This window comes from Streptomyces sp. NPDC049813 (assembly GCF_044465085.1).
GTDB lineage: Bacteria > Actinomycetota > Actinomycetes > Streptomycetales > Streptomycetaceae > Streptomyces.
Genome location: NZ_JBITLI010000004.1, coordinates 25,365 through 39,214 on the forward strand (window position 1 = coordinate 25,365; position 13,850 = coordinate 39,214).

Below are 13,850 nucleotides of genomic sequence, written 5' to 3' on the forward strand. Positions count from 1 at the left end.
AGCACAAATCAAGCCCGTCCGGCGATTGAGGACCGGGGGCCGGGGCAGAGCCCCGCGACGGCACGCACAACCCCGCGTCAGCACAAGCGCACCACGCTGAAGCCCCGCACCGCACGCGAAGGCCCGGGCCCCCAGGGGAGCCCGGGCCTTCACCATCCGGCCGCACCCGTCACGCCGCGACCGGAACCTCCAGCCCCGCCGAAGCCGGCGCGAGGGCCAGCTCAAGCACCTGCCGCACATCTGTCACCGGGTGCACGTCCAGCTTCTCCAGCACCTCGGCGGGCACATCGTCCAGATCCGCCTCGTTCCGCTTCGGGATGATCACCGTGGTGATCCCCGCCCGGTGCGCGGCGAGCAGCTTCTGCTTCACGCCGCCGATGGGCAGCACCCGGCCGGTCAGCGACACCTCACCGGTCATCGCCACGTCCGTACGGACCAGGCGCCCGCTGAGCAGCGAGGCGAGAGCGGTCGTCATGGTGACACCCGCGCTCGGCCCGTCCTTGGGCACCGCGCCCGCGGGGAAGTGGATGTGCACGCCGCGCTCCTTCAGATCGGCGACGGGCAGCTCCAGTTCGGCCCCGTGGGAGCGCAGGAACGACAGGGCGATCTGCGCGCTCTCCTTCATCACGTCACCGAGCTGACCGGTGAGGGTCAGTCCGGCCGCGCCCGTCTCCGGGTCGGCCAGCGAGGCTTCGACGAAGAGCACGTCACCGCCCGCGCCGGTCACCGCGAGCCCGGTCGCGACACCCGGCACCGCCGTGCGCCGCTCGGCCGGGTCCTGCGCCGACTCGGGCACGTGGTGCGGCCGTCCGATGAGGGAGCGCAGCTCGGCGTCGGTCACCGTGAACGGCAGCTCCCGGTCGCCCAGTTCGTGCTGGGCCGCGACCTTGCGCAGCAGCCGGGCGACGGACCGCTCCAGGTTGCGGACGCCGGCCTCCCGCGTGTACTCGCCGGCGAGCTTGCGCAGCGCGCTCTCGTCGAGTGTGACCTCGTCCTTCTCCAGACCGGCCCGCTCCAGCTGGCGCGGGAGCAGGTGGTCGCGGGCGATGACGACCTTCTCGTCCTCGGTGTACCCGTCGAGCCGCACCAGTTCCATGCGGTCGAGCAGCGCCTCGGGGATGGCCTCCAGGACGTTCGCCGTCGCCAGGAAGACGACGTCGCTCAGGTCGAGTTCGACCTCCAGGTAGTGGTCGCGGAAGGTGTGGTTCTGCGCCGGGTCGAGGACTTCGAGCAGGGCCGCGGCGGGGTCGCCGCGGAAGTCGGAGCCGACCTTGTCGATCTCGTCGAGCAGGACCACCGGGTTCATCGACCCGGCCTCCTTGATCGCCCGCACGATGCGGCCCGGCAGCGCCCCCACGTACGTACGGCGGTGGCCGCGGATCTCCGCCTCGTCGCGGACGCCGCCGAGGGCGACGCGGACGAACTTGCGGCCCATCGCGTGGGCGACGGACTCGCCGAGCGAGGTCTTGCCGACGCCGGGCGGGCCGACGAGGGCGAGCACCGCGCCGCCGCGGCGGCCGCCGACGACGCCGAGCCCGCGGTCGCCGCGCCGCTTGCGCACGGCCAGGTACTCGGTGATGCGCTCCTTCACGTCCTCAAGGCCCGCGTGCTCGGCGTCGAGGATCTCCTGGGCGCCCTTGATGTCGTAGGCGTCCTCGGTCCGCTCGGTCCACGGCAGTTCGAGCACGGTGTCGAGCCAGGTGCGGATCCAGGAGCCCTCGGGGGACTGGTCGCTGGAGCGCTCCAGCTTCTCGACCTCCTTGAGGGCGGCCTCGCGGACCTTCTCGGGCAGGTCGGCGGCCTCGACGCGGGCGCGGTAGTCGTCGGACTCCTCCCCCTCGGCCTCCCCGTTGATCTCGCGCAGCTCCTTGCGGACCGCGTCGAGCTGGCGCCGCAGCAGGAACTCGCGCTGCTGCTTGTCGACGCCTTCCTGGACGTCCTTGGCGATGGACTCGGCGACGTCCTGCTCGGCGAGGTGCTCGCGCAGCTGCTCGGTGGCGAGCTTGAGGCGGGCGACCGGGTCGGCGGTCTCCAGGAGTTCGATCTTCTGGTCGGTGGTGAGGAAGGGCGAGTAGCCGGAGTTGTCGGCGAGGACGGAGACGTCGTCAATCTGCTGGACGCGGTCCACGACCTGCCAGGCGCCGCGCTTCTTCAGCCAGTTCGTGGCGAGCGCCTTGTACTCCTTGACCAGCTCGGTGACGGCGCCGGGCAGCGGCTCGGGCACCTCCTCCTCGACGGTCAGGCCCTCCACCCACAGGGCGGCGCCGGGTCCGGTGGTGCCCGCGCCGATCCGCACGCGGCCGCGGCCGCGGATCAGGGCGCCGGGGTCGCCGTCGGCGAGGCGTCCCACCTGCTCGACGGTGCCGAGCACCCCGGTGTTCGCGTACGTGCCGTCGATGCGCGGAACAAGCAGCACCTTCGGCTTGCTGTCGCCGTCGGAGCGCGCGGCGGCCTGGGCGGCCTCCACGGCGGCGCGTACGTCCGTGTCGTTCAGGTCCAGGGGCACCACCATGCCGGGCAGCACGACCTCGTCGTCGAGCGGCAGCACAGGCAGGGTGAGCGATGTGGACGTCGAAGCCATGATCTCCCCTTCGGCAGTCAAGTTGAGCTATGTCGACTCAATGCTTGGGTGCCTCCGAATGTTCCCCGTCATGCGTTCGCTCTGAGCGATCACCTCTGTCCCGCCGGAATCGCACCCACGTAAGGTACGCAGACCGATAGCGGCCATTACATGGCATCACATGGCCGGAACCGACGGAGCGGCAGCGGCGGACCGGCACGGACAGGTTGGGGTGGGGCACATGGCGGGCGAGGATCTCGTACGCGAGTGGGTCGACGGCTGGGTCCTCTCGCGCGGGGCCGCGCCGCCGCTGGTGGAGCCGTGGGGCTACACGGTCGTCGTGGGCCGGCCGCAGCAGCCGGGCAGGCACGTCCTCGGCGCGACGGGTGACGGGGTGCGCGAGGAGGACGTCCGCAAGGTGGCCGGGGCGACCCGGGCCCGCGACACCCACCTCAAGGTGTTCGCCGAGCCCGAGCGCGTCCTGCCCTGGCTCGGCCCGGAGTGGGAGCCGTACGGCTCGGGCGACTTCCTCATGGCGACGGCCCTGACGCCCACCGCCGAGCCCGCCGCCGTCCCCGCGGGGTACCGGCTGCACAGCTGGAGCCGCTGGGGCGTGGTCCGGGTCCTGGTCACCGACGCGGACGGGGCGTTCGCCGCCGCCGGGCAGACCGCGCCGACCGGCGCGAGCGCGGTCGTCGACCAGATCGAGACGTCCGAGCACCACCGCCGCAAGGGGCTCGGCCGGGTCGTCATGACCACCCTGCACGCGGCGGCCGCCGCCCAGGGCGCCACCCGCGCCGTCCTCGCCTGCACCCCCGAGGGCCGCCTCCTCTACGAGGCGGTGGGCTGGCACATCGTGGCCCCGCTGACCAACGCCAAGCACCTCGGTACGGCGGGCTGAGCGGCCCGCGTCCTTGCGCCGCGGTTCCTCACCCGGGCGGGGTGCCGCGGCGTGCGGTGCGGGGCGCGCGGGCCAGGGGCCGCAGCAGCGGCCAGGTCGTGAGGCCGACGCCCAGGGCCAGCAGGTGGCCCCAGCTCGTCATCGGGTCGGTGAACGTGAGCAGGTCAGCGACGAGCATCGCCGTGAACGCGCCGAGCACCAGCCACCGTGGCCAGGGCGTGAGCAGTCCGGCCAGCGCCCCGACGCTCGCGGCCACGCCGAAGCTGATGCCGTAGTCGAGCCGGTGCAGCGAGGTGTCGGGCAGGTGGCCCGCCATCACCGAGAGGCCCACCGGGATCTCGGTGGCCAGGGTCGCCAGGACGTGCCCGAGCAGGAAGACGGCGGCGGTGGTCCGGCCGCCGGTCCGCCGCTCCAGCGCGCTCAGCACCACGAGGAAGGCGAGCACGAGCGGCGAGGTGACCCCGCCCGCGATCCACAGCGCGCTGGCCCCGAGCGCCACCACGGGCGACCGCACCAGATGCGCGACATCCGTGCTGGACGCCTGGAGCAGGGCGGCGACGGTGTCCGGGTCGGCGCACTCCATGAACAACGAGGTACCGGCGAGCACCACCCCGTACGCAAAGGTGAACGGCGTCCCGCCCGGGCTGGGCAGCGCCCGCACCGCCGCGCGCACCCACCGGGGCCGACGCCGCGGCACGCTCTCCAGTGCCGGGGGCCCCACCTGCGCCGGAACCCCGCCCACCGGCGCCCCACCAACGGCCCCACGGGCCACGGGCACAAACACCGCGGGCGCACCTGGCACGGGCACAAACGCCGCGGGCGCACCGGCCACGGCGACGACAGGCGCCCCAGGCACACCGGCCACGACGACAGGCGTCGCGGGCGCACCGGCCACGAGCACAGGCGCCGCGGGCACACCGGCCACGGCGACAGGCGCCACAGGCCCACCAGCCACGGGAGCCACGGGAGCCACGGGAGCCACGGGAGCCACGGGAGCCACGGGCAGACCATCGGCCACCAGCCCGCCCGCGACCACGGCGCCGGCCCCCCTCACACCCGAACCCGGCACCTCCGGCACCTCCGGCTCGGCCGTCACGCCTGGTTTCACGTGCCGCAACCCCTTCGCCCCGTTCCGCGTCGCGCAGGTGCGCACCGGAAGATCTATCCCAGAACCGGCACCGACCGGTACCGAGGACCCCGCCCGGCAGCACATGTGACCAGATTCACAGCAACCTCCCAGGGGCCCACGGCGTCCGCCTCGAACTCCGCCCCGGGCGACCGCGCGGCCCACCACAATGACCCCATGCCCGACAGCCTTCCCACGGAACCTCCGACCGTCCTGGACCGCCGCTCCGGCCCCCACGGCGAGGTCGTCCTGCGCCGCCACGGCGACCTGTTGCAGATCATCGCCAACGGCACCTTCCTGATGGACACCTCCGACGGCCGCTCGGAGCGGCTGCTGATCGACGCCGCGCTGGCCGAGCTGCCGCAGGGCCGACCGCGGCCGAGCCTGCTCATCGGCGGACTCGGCGTCGGGTTCTCGCTGGCCCACGCCGCCAACGACCCCCGCTGGGGCCGGATCACGGTCGTCGAACGCGAGGCGGCCATCATCGACTGGCACCTGCGCGGCCCCCTGCGCCACCTCTCCGCCGAGGCGGTCGCCGACCCCCGTACGGAGATCGTCCGGGCCGACCTGGTGCGCCACCTGCACGAGGCCTCCGAGACCTACGACGCCCTCTGCCTCGACATCGACAACGGCCCGGACTGGACCGTCACCGAGGACAACGACAGCCTCTACTCCCCCGCCGGTCTGGCCGCCTGCCAGGCCCGCCTCACCCCCGGCGGCGTCCTGGCCGTCTGGTCCGCACAGCCCTCCGCAAATTTCGAAGGAACCTTGCGGAATGCCGGATTCCGGGCGGTCCGCACCGAAGAGATCCCCGTTGTCCGAGGCGTACCCGACGTGGTGCACCTCGCAGTACGGGCCGCGTAGCCGACCGGCGGTAACTCCCCGTACGCTGACGTCCGAAACCCAGATCATTCAAGCGTCAAGCGCGTCAGGACGGCGCGCATTCAGGGGCGGGGCGATGGAGCAGACACACACCTCCCACAACGGCAGCACGGCGACGCCGGGCGCCCAGCGACGGGTCCTCGTCGTCGAGGACGACCCGACGATCGTGGACGCCATCGCCGCCCGGCTGCGGGCCGAGGGATTCCTCGTGCAAACCGCACAGGACGGACCGGCGGCGGTGGACACCGCCGAGGCATGGCAGCCCGACCTGCTGATCCTCGACATCATGCTGCCCGGCTTCGACGGCCTCGAGGTCTGCCGCCGCGTGCAGGCGGCCCGGCCGGTCCCGGTCATGATGCTGACGGCGCGCGACGACGAGACGGACATGCTGGTCGGGCTCGGCGTCGGCGCCGACGACTACATGACCAAGCCGTTCTCCATGCGGGAGCTGGCGGCGCGGGTCCACGTCCTGCTGCGCCGGGTCGAGCGCGCGGCCATCGCCGCGGCGACCCCGCGCAGCGGCATCCTGCGCCTGGGCGAGCTGGAGATCGACCACGCGCAGCGCCGCGTCCGGGTGCGCAGCGAGGACGTGCACCTGACGCCGACCGAGTTCGACCTCCTGGTCTGCCTGGCGAACACCCCGCGCGCCGTCCTCTCCCGCGAGCAGCTGCTCGCCGAGGTGTGGGACTGGGCGGACGCCTCGGGCACCCGCACCGTCGACAGCCACATCAAGGCACTGCGCCGCAAGATCGGCGCCGAACGCATCCGCACCGTGCACGGTGTGGGCTACGCGCTGGAGACGCCGACCCCGTCATGAGCACCGGCGCCGGGGACCGGGCCCCGTACGCCCGGCCGCACAGGTCGCGCCCCCTCAACCCGCACTGGGCGACGGGCGGCCTGCGCCCCTTCTCGATCAAGGCGAAGCTCGGCACGCTCGTCGTCGTCTCCGTCTTCATCACCACGGGCCTGCTCATGGTGGCGATGTACACGGCGACGGAGCTGCGCTTCATCACCGTGTTCTCGATCATCGCGACGCTGCTGATCACCCAGTTCGTCGCGCACAGCCTCACCGCACCGCTCGACGAGATGAACACGGTGGCGCGCTCCATCTCCAACGGCGACTACACCCGCCGCGTCCGGGGCGCCGACCGCCGCGACGAGCTCGGCGACCTCGCGGTCACCATCAACCGCATGGCCGACGAGCTGGCCGCGCAGGACCTCCAGCGCAAGGAGCTGGTCGCCAACGTCTCGCACGAGCTGCGCACCCCCATCGCCGGGCTGCGCGCCGTCCTGGAGAACGTGGTGGACGGCGTCATGGCGGCCGACCCGGAGACGATGCGCACCGCGCTGAAGCAGACGGAGCGCCTCGGCCGGCTCGTCGAGACGCTGCTCGACCTCTCCCGCCTGGACAACGGCGTGGTGCCGCTCAAGGCCCGCCGCTTCGAGGTGTGGCCGTACCTCTCGGGCGTGCTCAAGGAGGCGAACATGGCGGTGTCCCAGCGCGCGGGCATCGCCTCCGGCTCCGGCACCCACACGCGCACCGACGTCCACCTGCACCTGGACGTCTCGCCGCCCGAGCTGACCGCCCACGCCGACCCGGAGCGCATCCACCAGGTCGTGGCGAATCTCATCGACAACGCGGTGAAGCACTCCCCGCCGCACGGCCGCGTCACCGTACGGGCCCGGCGCGGCCTCGGCCCCGAGTCCCTGGACCTTGAGGTGCTCGACGAGGGCCCCGGCATCCCGCAGTCGGAGTGGCACCGGGTCTTCGAGCGCTTCAACCGCGGCAACGCGGGAACAGGAGGCAACGGCAAGGGTGACGGCGGTACCGGCCTCGGCCTCGCCATCGCGCGCTGGGCCGTGGACCTGCACGGGGGCCGGATCGGCGTGGCCGAATCGGAGCGCGGGTGCCGGATCAAGGTCACCCTTCCGGGAGAGCCCCGAACGCAAAGTTGACGTAGGGTTCCGGTCAGGCGGAGGTCAAGCCGCGCCCAGGTGTACGCAGGTACGCCGGGCGCGGATGCGAACGTACCGGAACCCCGGTTGTTTCCCGCCATTTCCCGGCCCGAAACCCGGCTTCCGGTGTGACTTACGCGACGGATGACCGGCCCGGTCTGCACGTCCCGCTGATGGAGGCGTAGCCTTTATTCCCGCTGTCCATCACCTTGTGAGAAGCGGAAGAGGGCGGTTACCGCCGTGTCGCCACAGTCCCCCAATAACTCGAGCATCTCGACCGAGACCGACCAAGCCGGGCAGGGAAAAAACCCTGCCGCCGCCTTCGGTCCCAATGAGTGGCTCGTCGACGAGATCTATCAGCAGTACCTCCAGGACCCGAATTCGGTCGACCGAGCCTGGTGGGACTTCTTCGCCGACTACAAGCCAGGTGCCGCAGCCGCGGGGGCTGCGCCGACCGCGGCGCCGGCCGAGAAGCCCGCGGCCCCGGCGCAGCAGGCGCCCGCCGCACCGGCCCCGGCCCCCGCGAAGCCCGCCGCCGCGCCCGCCCAGGCCGCCGCCCCGGCGCCCGCGCAGCAGGCCGCGCCCGCGAAGGCCGCGCCCGCACAGCAGGCGCCCGCCGCCGCGAAGCCCGCCCCCGCCGCCCCCGCTCCGAAGAAGGCTGAACAAGTGACGACCGAGGCCCCTGCCGGCCCCGAGCTCGTGACGCTGCGCGGTCCCGCCGCCGCCGTCGCGAAGAACATGAACGCCTCCATCGAGGTCCCCACGGCCACGTCCGTGCGCGCCGTCCCGGTGAAGCTGCTGTTCGACAACCGCATCGTCATCAACAACCACCTCAAGCGCGCCCGCGGCGGGAAGATCTCCTTCACGCACCTCATCGGGTACGCGATGGTGCAGGCCATCAAGGCCATGCCGTCGATGAACTACTCCTTCGCGCAGAAGGACGGCAAGCCGACCCTGGTCAAGCCGGAGCACATCAACTTCGGCCTCGCCATCGACCTGGTGAAGCCCAACGGCGACCGCCAGCTGGTCGTCGCGGGCATCAAGAAGGCCGAGACGCTGAACTTCTTCGAGTTCTGGCAGGCCTACGAGGACATCGTCCGCCGGGCCCGCGACGGCAAGCTCGGCATGGACGACTTCACCGGCGTGACGGTCTCCCTGACCAACCCCGGCGGCCTCGGCACCGTGCACTCCGTGCCGCGCCTGATGCCCGGACAGTCGGTCATCATGGGCGTCGGCTCGATGGACTACCCGGCCGAGTTCCAGGGCACCTCCCAGGACACGCTGAACAAGCTCGGCATCTCGAAGGTCATGACGCTCACGTCGACCTACGACCACCGGGTCATCCAGGGCGCCGCCTCCGGCGAGTTCCTGCGCATCGTCGCGAACCTCCTCCTCGGGGAGAGCGAGTTCTACGACGAGATCTTCAAGGCCCTGCGCATCCCCTACGAGCCGGTCCGCTGGTTCAAGGACATCGACGCCAGCCACGACGACGACGTCACCAAGGCCGCGCGGGTCTTCGAGCTGATCCACTCCTACCGGGTCCGCGGCCACGTCATGGCCGACACCGACCCGCTGGAGTACAAGCAGCGCAAGCACCCCGACCTGGACATCACCGAGCACGGCCTCACCCTGTGGGACCTGGAGCGCGAGTTCGCCGTCGGCGGCTTCGCCGGCAAGTCGATGATGAAGCTGCGCGACATCCTCGGCGTGCTGCGCGACTCGTACTGCCGCACCACCGGCGTCGAGTTCATGCACATCCAGGACCCCAAGCAGCGCAAGTGGATCCAGGACCGCATCGAGCGCTCGCACTCCAAGCCGGAGCGCGAGGAGCAGCTGCGCATCCTGCGCCGGCTGAACGCGGCGGAGGCCTTCGAGACCTTCCTGCAGACCAAGTACGTCGGCCAGAAGCGGTTCTCCCTGGAGGGCGGCGAGTCCGTCATCCCGCTGCTCGACGCGGTCATCGACTCCGCCGCCGAGGCCCGTCTCGACGAGGTCGTCATCGGCATGGCCCACCGCGGCCGGCTGAACGTGCTCGCGAACATCGTCGGCAAGTCGTACGCGCAGATCTTCCGCGAGTTCGAGGGCAACCTCGACCCGAAGTCGATGCACGGCTCCGGCGACGTCAAGTACCACCTGGGCGCGCAGGGCACCTTCACCGGCCTGGACGGCGAGCAGATCAACGTCTCGCTGGCCGCGAACCCCTCCCACCTGGAGACGGTCGACCCGGTCATCGAGGGCATCGTCCGCGCCAAGCAGGACATCATCAACAAGGGCGGCACGGACTTCACCGTCCTGCCCGTCGCCCTCCACGGTGACGCGGCCTTCGCGGGCCAGGGCGTGGTCGCCGAGACGCTCAACATGTCGCAGCTGCGCGGCTACCGCACGGGCGGCACGGTCCACATCGTCATCAACAACCAGGTCGGCTTCACCGCCGCCCCGGAGTCCTCGCGCTCCTCCATGTACGCCACCGACGTGGCCCGCATGATCGAGGCGCCGATCTTCCACGTGAACGGTGACGACCCCGAGGCCGTCGTCCGCGTCGCGCGCCTCGCGTTCGAGTTCCGCCAGGCGTTCAACAAGGACGTCGTCATCGACCTCATCTGCTACCGCCGCCGCGGTCACAACGAGTCGGACAACCCGGCGTTCACGCAGCCGCTGATGTACGACCTGATCGACAAGAAGCGCTCGGTGCGCAAGCTCTACACCGAGTCCCTCATCGGTCGCGGCGACATCACCCTGGAGGAGGCGGAGCAGGCGCTCCAGGACTTCCAGGGCCAGCTGGAGAAGGTCTTCACCGAGGTCCGCGAGGCCGTCGCGCAGCCGGGCGAGGCCCAGCTGCCCGAGCCGCAGCCCGAGTTCCCGGTGGCCGTGCAGACGGCGATCTCCCAGGAGGTCGTCAAGCGCATCGCCGAGTCCCAGGTGAACATCCCGGACAACGTCACGGTGCACCCGCGGCTGCTGCCGCAGCTCCAGCGCCGCGCCGCGATGATCGAGGACGGGACGATCGACTGGGGCATGGGCGAGACCCTCGCCGTCGGCTCCCTCCTCCTGGAGGGCACCCCGGTGCGCCTCTCCGGCCAGGACTCGCGCCGCGGCACCTTCGGCCAGCGCCACGCGGTCCTCATCGACCGGGAGACCGGCGAGGACTACACCCCGCTGCTCTACCTGTCGCCCGAGCAGGCCCGCTACAACGTCTACGACTCGCTGCTCTCCGAGTACGCGGTCATGGGCTTCGAGTACGGCTACTCACTGGCGCGTCCCGAGTCGCTCGTGATGTGGGAAGCGCAGTTCGGTGACTTCGTCAACGGCGCGCAGACCGTCATCGACGAGTACATCTCGGCCGCCGAGCAGAAGTGGGGCCAGACCTCCGGCGTCACGCTGCTGCTGCCGCACGGCTACGAGGGCCAGGGCCCGGACCACTCCTCGGCCCGCGTCGAGCGCTTCCTGCAGCTGTGCGCGCAGGAGAACATGACGGTGGCCATGCCGACCCTCCCGTCGAACTACTTCCACCTCCTGCGGTGGCAGGTGCACAACCCGCACCACAAGCCGCTGGTGGTCTTCACCCCGAAGTCGATGCTGCGCCTCAAGGCCGCCGCGTCGAAGGTGGAGGAGTTCACGTCGGGCGGCTTCCGTCCGGTCATCGGCGACGACTCGGTCGAGGCGAGCGCGGTCCGCAAGGTCGTCTTCGTCGCGGGCAAGCTCTACTACGACCTCGATGCCGAGCGGAAGAAGAGCGGTCACACCGACACCGCGATCATCCGCGTCGAGCGCCTGTACCCGCTGCCGGGTGCCGAGCTCCAGGCGGAGATCGCCAAGTACCCGAACGCCGAGAAGTACCTGTGGGCGCAGGAGGAGCCGGCGAACCAGGGTGCCTGGCCGTTCATCGCGCTCAACCTGATCGACCACCTGGACCTGGCGGTCGGCGCCGACATCCCCGGTGCCGAGCGGCTGCGGCGCATCTCGCGCCCGCACGGCTCGTCCCCGGCGGTCGGCTCCGCCAAGCGCCACCAGGCGGAGCAGGAGCAGCTGGTGCGTGAGGTGTTCGAGGCGTAGCGCCTCTTCGCCGCAGGGCGGAAGGGCCCGGCTCCCCTCAGGGGGCCGGGCCCTTCGGCGTGCGGGCCCGGCGGGCCGGGGGGCATCGCAGCTCTTTTATCCTGAGGGGGAAAGCGTGTCCACAAGCCTCCGGAGCACCCCATGTACTTCACCGACCGCGGCATCGAAGAGCTGGCGAAGCGGCGCGGCGAGGAGGAGGTCACCTTCGAGTGGCTCGCCGAGCAGCTGCGTACGTTCGTCGACCTGAACCCGGACTTCGAGGTGCCGGTGGAGCGCCTCGCCACGTGGCTGGCGCGGCTGGACGACGAGTACGACGAGGACGACGCCGAGTAGGCAGCCCTGCGGGGCCAGCGGGGCCTTCAGTCGCGGGCCGCGCGCACCCGGTCGTACGCGAGTCCGAGTACGCCGTGCACGAGCAGCAGGGCCCCGGCCGTGAGCCAGCCGCCGCTGCGCCGGCGCAGGCCGAGCAGGGCCAGCGGGACGCCGGTCGCGAGCTGGGCCGCGGCCAGGCGGCGGCCCTTGGGGCCGCGCATCCAGGGGCCCGCCCCGGTGTTCTCCACGACGTCGAGTTCGGCGTGGACGGCCTCCCGCCAGCCCGGCCACGCGACCGTCTCGACGGTGTCCTGGTCCCGGGCCGCCGCGTGCAGCCGGTCCGCGGGAGCGCCGGGCGCCAGGCCCGCGGGCAGCGTGAGGCCGGTGCGGGTGAGGACCGCGAGCAGGCCGCGCAGCCGGGCCCGGGCGTCGGCGTGGCTGTCGGGACGGGTCAGGACGGAGAGCGCCTGCATGTCGAGCACCGGGTCGAGGCCGAGGCGGGCGGCGAACGTGCGCATGGCCTCGTCCTCGCCGACCGGGGTGCCGTTCGCCAGCCATTCGTAGCCGACCGGGCGGCGGAAGCCCGAGGCGAGCGTGAAGCCGCTGCGGTCGGCGTCCCACCAGAGGGCGAGCACCGGCCAGGGAGCGCCGACGGCGAGGGCACCGGCCCAGCCGCCGAGGACCCGGTCGACGGGGTCGCCGCCGCTCTCCCCCGTGGTCAGCCACGGTCTGCCCTCCGGCACGAGGGCGCTCCAGGTGTCCCCGGCCCGGACGAGCAGCATCCGCTCGTGCAGGAACTGGGCGGCGGGGCCGACGACGGCGGGCTCGGCCCGGCAGAGGAGCAGCGCACCGGCGGACCGGCCGGGCCGGGCAGGCTGGGCGGGCTGGGCGGGCTGGGGCGACGACATGGCCTCACGCTAGGGCAATTCGCCCGATTAGGACCACAAATGAGCGCCCGTGGGCGCGAAGGGCGATGCGCGAGAGACGAGACAGTCTTGACTTTCCGTAACCACGATATATCGTGTTCCGTAGAGGACGCGATATGGCGCGTTCGCTCCGGAGGAGGTCGCACCATGCCCGAGTGGTCCGTCGCGGAGCCGCAGAAGCTCGCCTTCGACGAGCCGGTGACGGCCCTGCACGTACGCATCGTCAACGGAACGGTGAACGTGGTGGGCACCGACGAAGGTTCCGCCCGCCTGGAGGTCTCGCACATAGAGGGGCCGCCCCTGCGGGTCACGCTGGACGGCGGCACACTCGCCGTCGCCTATGACGACCTGCCCTGGAAGGGCTTCCTCAAGTGGCTCGACCGCAAGGGCTGGCACCGCAGCGCCGTGGTCTCGCTCGCGGTGCCGAGCGGCACGCGGGTCGAGCTCGGCGTGGTCGGCGCGGGCGCGGTCGTCTCCGGGATGGACGGACACACCGAGGTGAAGGGCGTCACCGGCGACACCACGCTGGTCGGCGTCACGGGCCCGGTGCGCACCAGCACGGTCTCCGGCAGCGTGGAGGCCCAGGCGGTCACCGGCGACCTCAGGTTCAACTCGGTCTCGGGCGACCTGACCGTCGTGGAGGGCTCCGGCTCCTTCGTGAAGGCGGATACCGTGAGCGGCTCGATGATCGTGGACCTGGACCCGGCGGGGCCCACGGACGTGAACCTCACGAGCGTCTCGGGCGAGATCGCCATCCGCATCCCGCACCCGGCCGACACGAAGGTCGAGGCGAACACGGCGAGCGGCGCGGTGTCGAACGCCTTCGACGGGCTCCGGGTCTCCGGACAGTGGGGCGCCCACAAGATCGCCGGGCGGCTCGGCGCGGGCACCGGGGCGTTGAAGGCGACCACGGTCTCCGGCTCGATCGCCCTGCTGCGCCGCCCGTCGGGCGAGGACGACCATCCGGGCGACGACCTCCCCGACACCGCCGCACCCACCGACGGCCCCACCGACAACGCCACCGTCACCGCCGACCCCACCGGCAGCCCCACCGCCGCCGGCCCGGCCGACAGCCCCACCGACGACCCCAGCGACGGATCCGCGGACGGTCCCGCCGACAAGAAGGTGCTCTGA

Annotated in this window: 10 protein-coding genes; 7 read left to right on the forward strand and 3 right to left on the reverse strand. The window is 72.0% G+C overall.

Annotated elements, in window-relative coordinates; genetic code table 11:
* Nucleotides 1–169: 169 nt before the first annotated feature.
* Nucleotides 170–2,581 (reverse strand): endopeptidase La, encoded by a 2,412-nt coding sequence (gene lon / locus ACIBW6_RS10520; protein ID WP_399058863.1) that lies wholly within the window; start codon nucleotides 2,579–2,581, stop codon nucleotides 170–172.
* Nucleotides 2,582–2,801: 220 nt separating this feature from the next.
* Between lon and ACIBW6_RS10525 the strand changes: the two genes are divergently transcribed.
* Complete coding sequence (locus ACIBW6_RS10525) at nucleotides 2,802–3,461, forward strand: GNAT family N-acetyltransferase (RefSeq protein ID WP_399058864.1); 660 nt, start codon at nucleotides 2,802–2,804, stop codon at nucleotides 3,459–3,461.
* 28 nt (nucleotides 3,462–3,489) lie between these two features.
* On the opposite strand, the gene ACIBW6_RS10530 is transcribed toward ACIBW6_RS10525, so the two are convergent.
* Nucleotides 3,490–4,158 (reverse strand): rhomboid-like protein, encoded by a 669-nt coding sequence (locus tag ACIBW6_RS10530; protein ID WP_399058865.1) that lies wholly within the window; start codon nucleotides 4,156–4,158, stop codon nucleotides 3,490–3,492.
* 606 nt (nucleotides 4,159–4,764) lie between these two features.
* Between ACIBW6_RS10530 and ACIBW6_RS10535 the strand changes: the two genes are divergently transcribed.
* From ACIBW6_RS10535 to ACIBW6_RS10555, 5 genes are all read left to right on the forward strand, one after another.
* Nucleotides 4,765–5,451: a spermidine synthase gene (locus ACIBW6_RS10535; protein WP_399058866.1), complete on the forward strand. Its 687-nt coding sequence runs from the start codon at nucleotides 4,765–4,767 to the stop codon at nucleotides 5,449–5,451.
* Between the two features lie 94 nt (nucleotides 5,452–5,545).
* Nucleotides 5,546–6,286, forward strand: coding sequence for a response regulator transcription factor (locus tag ACIBW6_RS10540; RefSeq protein ID WP_399058867.1), 741 nt, complete (start codon nucleotides 5,546–5,548; stop codon nucleotides 6,284–6,286).
* Complete coding sequence (locus tag ACIBW6_RS10545) at nucleotides 6,283–7,425, forward strand: ATP-binding protein (protein WP_399058868.1); 1,143 nt, start codon at nucleotides 6,283–6,285, stop codon at nucleotides 7,423–7,425. Before ACIBW6_RS10540 ends, ACIBW6_RS10545 begins: the two co-directional genes overlap by 4 nt.
* A 240-nt stretch (nucleotides 7,426–7,665) precedes the next feature.
* Nucleotides 7,666–11,478 carry a multifunctional oxoglutarate decarboxylase/oxoglutarate dehydrogenase thiamine pyrophosphate-binding subunit/dihydrolipoyllysine-residue succinyltransferase subunit gene (locus ACIBW6_RS10550; protein WP_399058869.1) on the forward strand — a complete coding sequence of 1,271 codons (3,813 nt, stop codon included), beginning with the start codon at nucleotides 7,666–7,668 and terminating at the stop codon, nucleotides 11,476–11,478.
* A 141-nt stretch (nucleotides 11,479–11,619) separates the two neighbouring features.
* Nucleotides 11,620–11,811 (forward strand): DUF6104 family protein, encoded by a 192-nt coding sequence (locus ACIBW6_RS10555; RefSeq protein WP_399058870.1) that lies wholly within the window; start codon nucleotides 11,620–11,622, stop codon nucleotides 11,809–11,811.
* A 26-nt stretch (nucleotides 11,812–11,837) separates the two neighbouring features.
* Here the strand turns inward: ACIBW6_RS10555 and ACIBW6_RS10560 are convergent, their stop codons facing one another.
* Entirely contained in the window at nucleotides 11,838–12,698 is an 861-nt protein-coding gene (locus ACIBW6_RS10560) for a hypothetical protein (RefSeq protein ID WP_399058871.1), read from the reverse strand.
* Nucleotides 12,699–12,863: 165 nt separating this feature from the next.
* On the opposite strand from ACIBW6_RS10560, the gene ACIBW6_RS10565 reads away from it, so the two are divergent.
* Complete coding sequence (locus tag ACIBW6_RS10565; RefSeq protein ID WP_399058872.1) at nucleotides 12,864–13,850, forward strand: DUF4097 family beta strand repeat-containing protein; 987 nt, start codon at nucleotides 12,864–12,866, stop codon at nucleotides 13,848–13,850.

Coding starts and splice junctions, on each gene's coding strand:
- lon (WP_399058863.1), bottom strand. CDS start 2,581: ATGGCTTCGACGTCCACATCGCTCACCCTGCCTGTGCTGCCGCTCGAC.
- ACIBW6_RS10525 (WP_399058864.1), top strand. CDS start 2,802: ATGGCGGGCGAGGATCTCGTACGCGAGTGGGTCGACGGCTGGGTCCTC.
- ACIBW6_RS10535 (WP_399058866.1), top strand. CDS start 4,765: ATGCCCGACAGCCTTCCCACGGAACCTCCGACCGTCCTGGACCGCCGC.
- ACIBW6_RS10540 (WP_399058867.1), top strand. CDS start 5,546: ATGGAGCAGACACACACCTCCCACAACGGCAGCACGGCGACGCCGGGC.
- ACIBW6_RS10545 (WP_399058868.1), top strand. CDS start 6,283: ATGAGCACCGGCGCCGGGGACCGGGCCCCGTACGCCCGGCCGCACAGG.
- ACIBW6_RS10555 (WP_399058870.1), top strand. CDS start 11,620: ATGTACTTCACCGACCGCGGCATCGAAGAGCTGGCGAAGCGGCGCGGC.
- ACIBW6_RS10560 (WP_399058871.1), bottom strand. CDS start 12,698: ATGTCGTCGCCCCAGCCCGCCCAGCCCGCCCAGCCTGCCCGGCCCGGC.
- ACIBW6_RS10565 (WP_399058872.1), top strand. CDS start 12,864: ATGCCCGAGTGGTCCGTCGCGGAGCCGCAGAAGCTCGCCTTCGACGAG.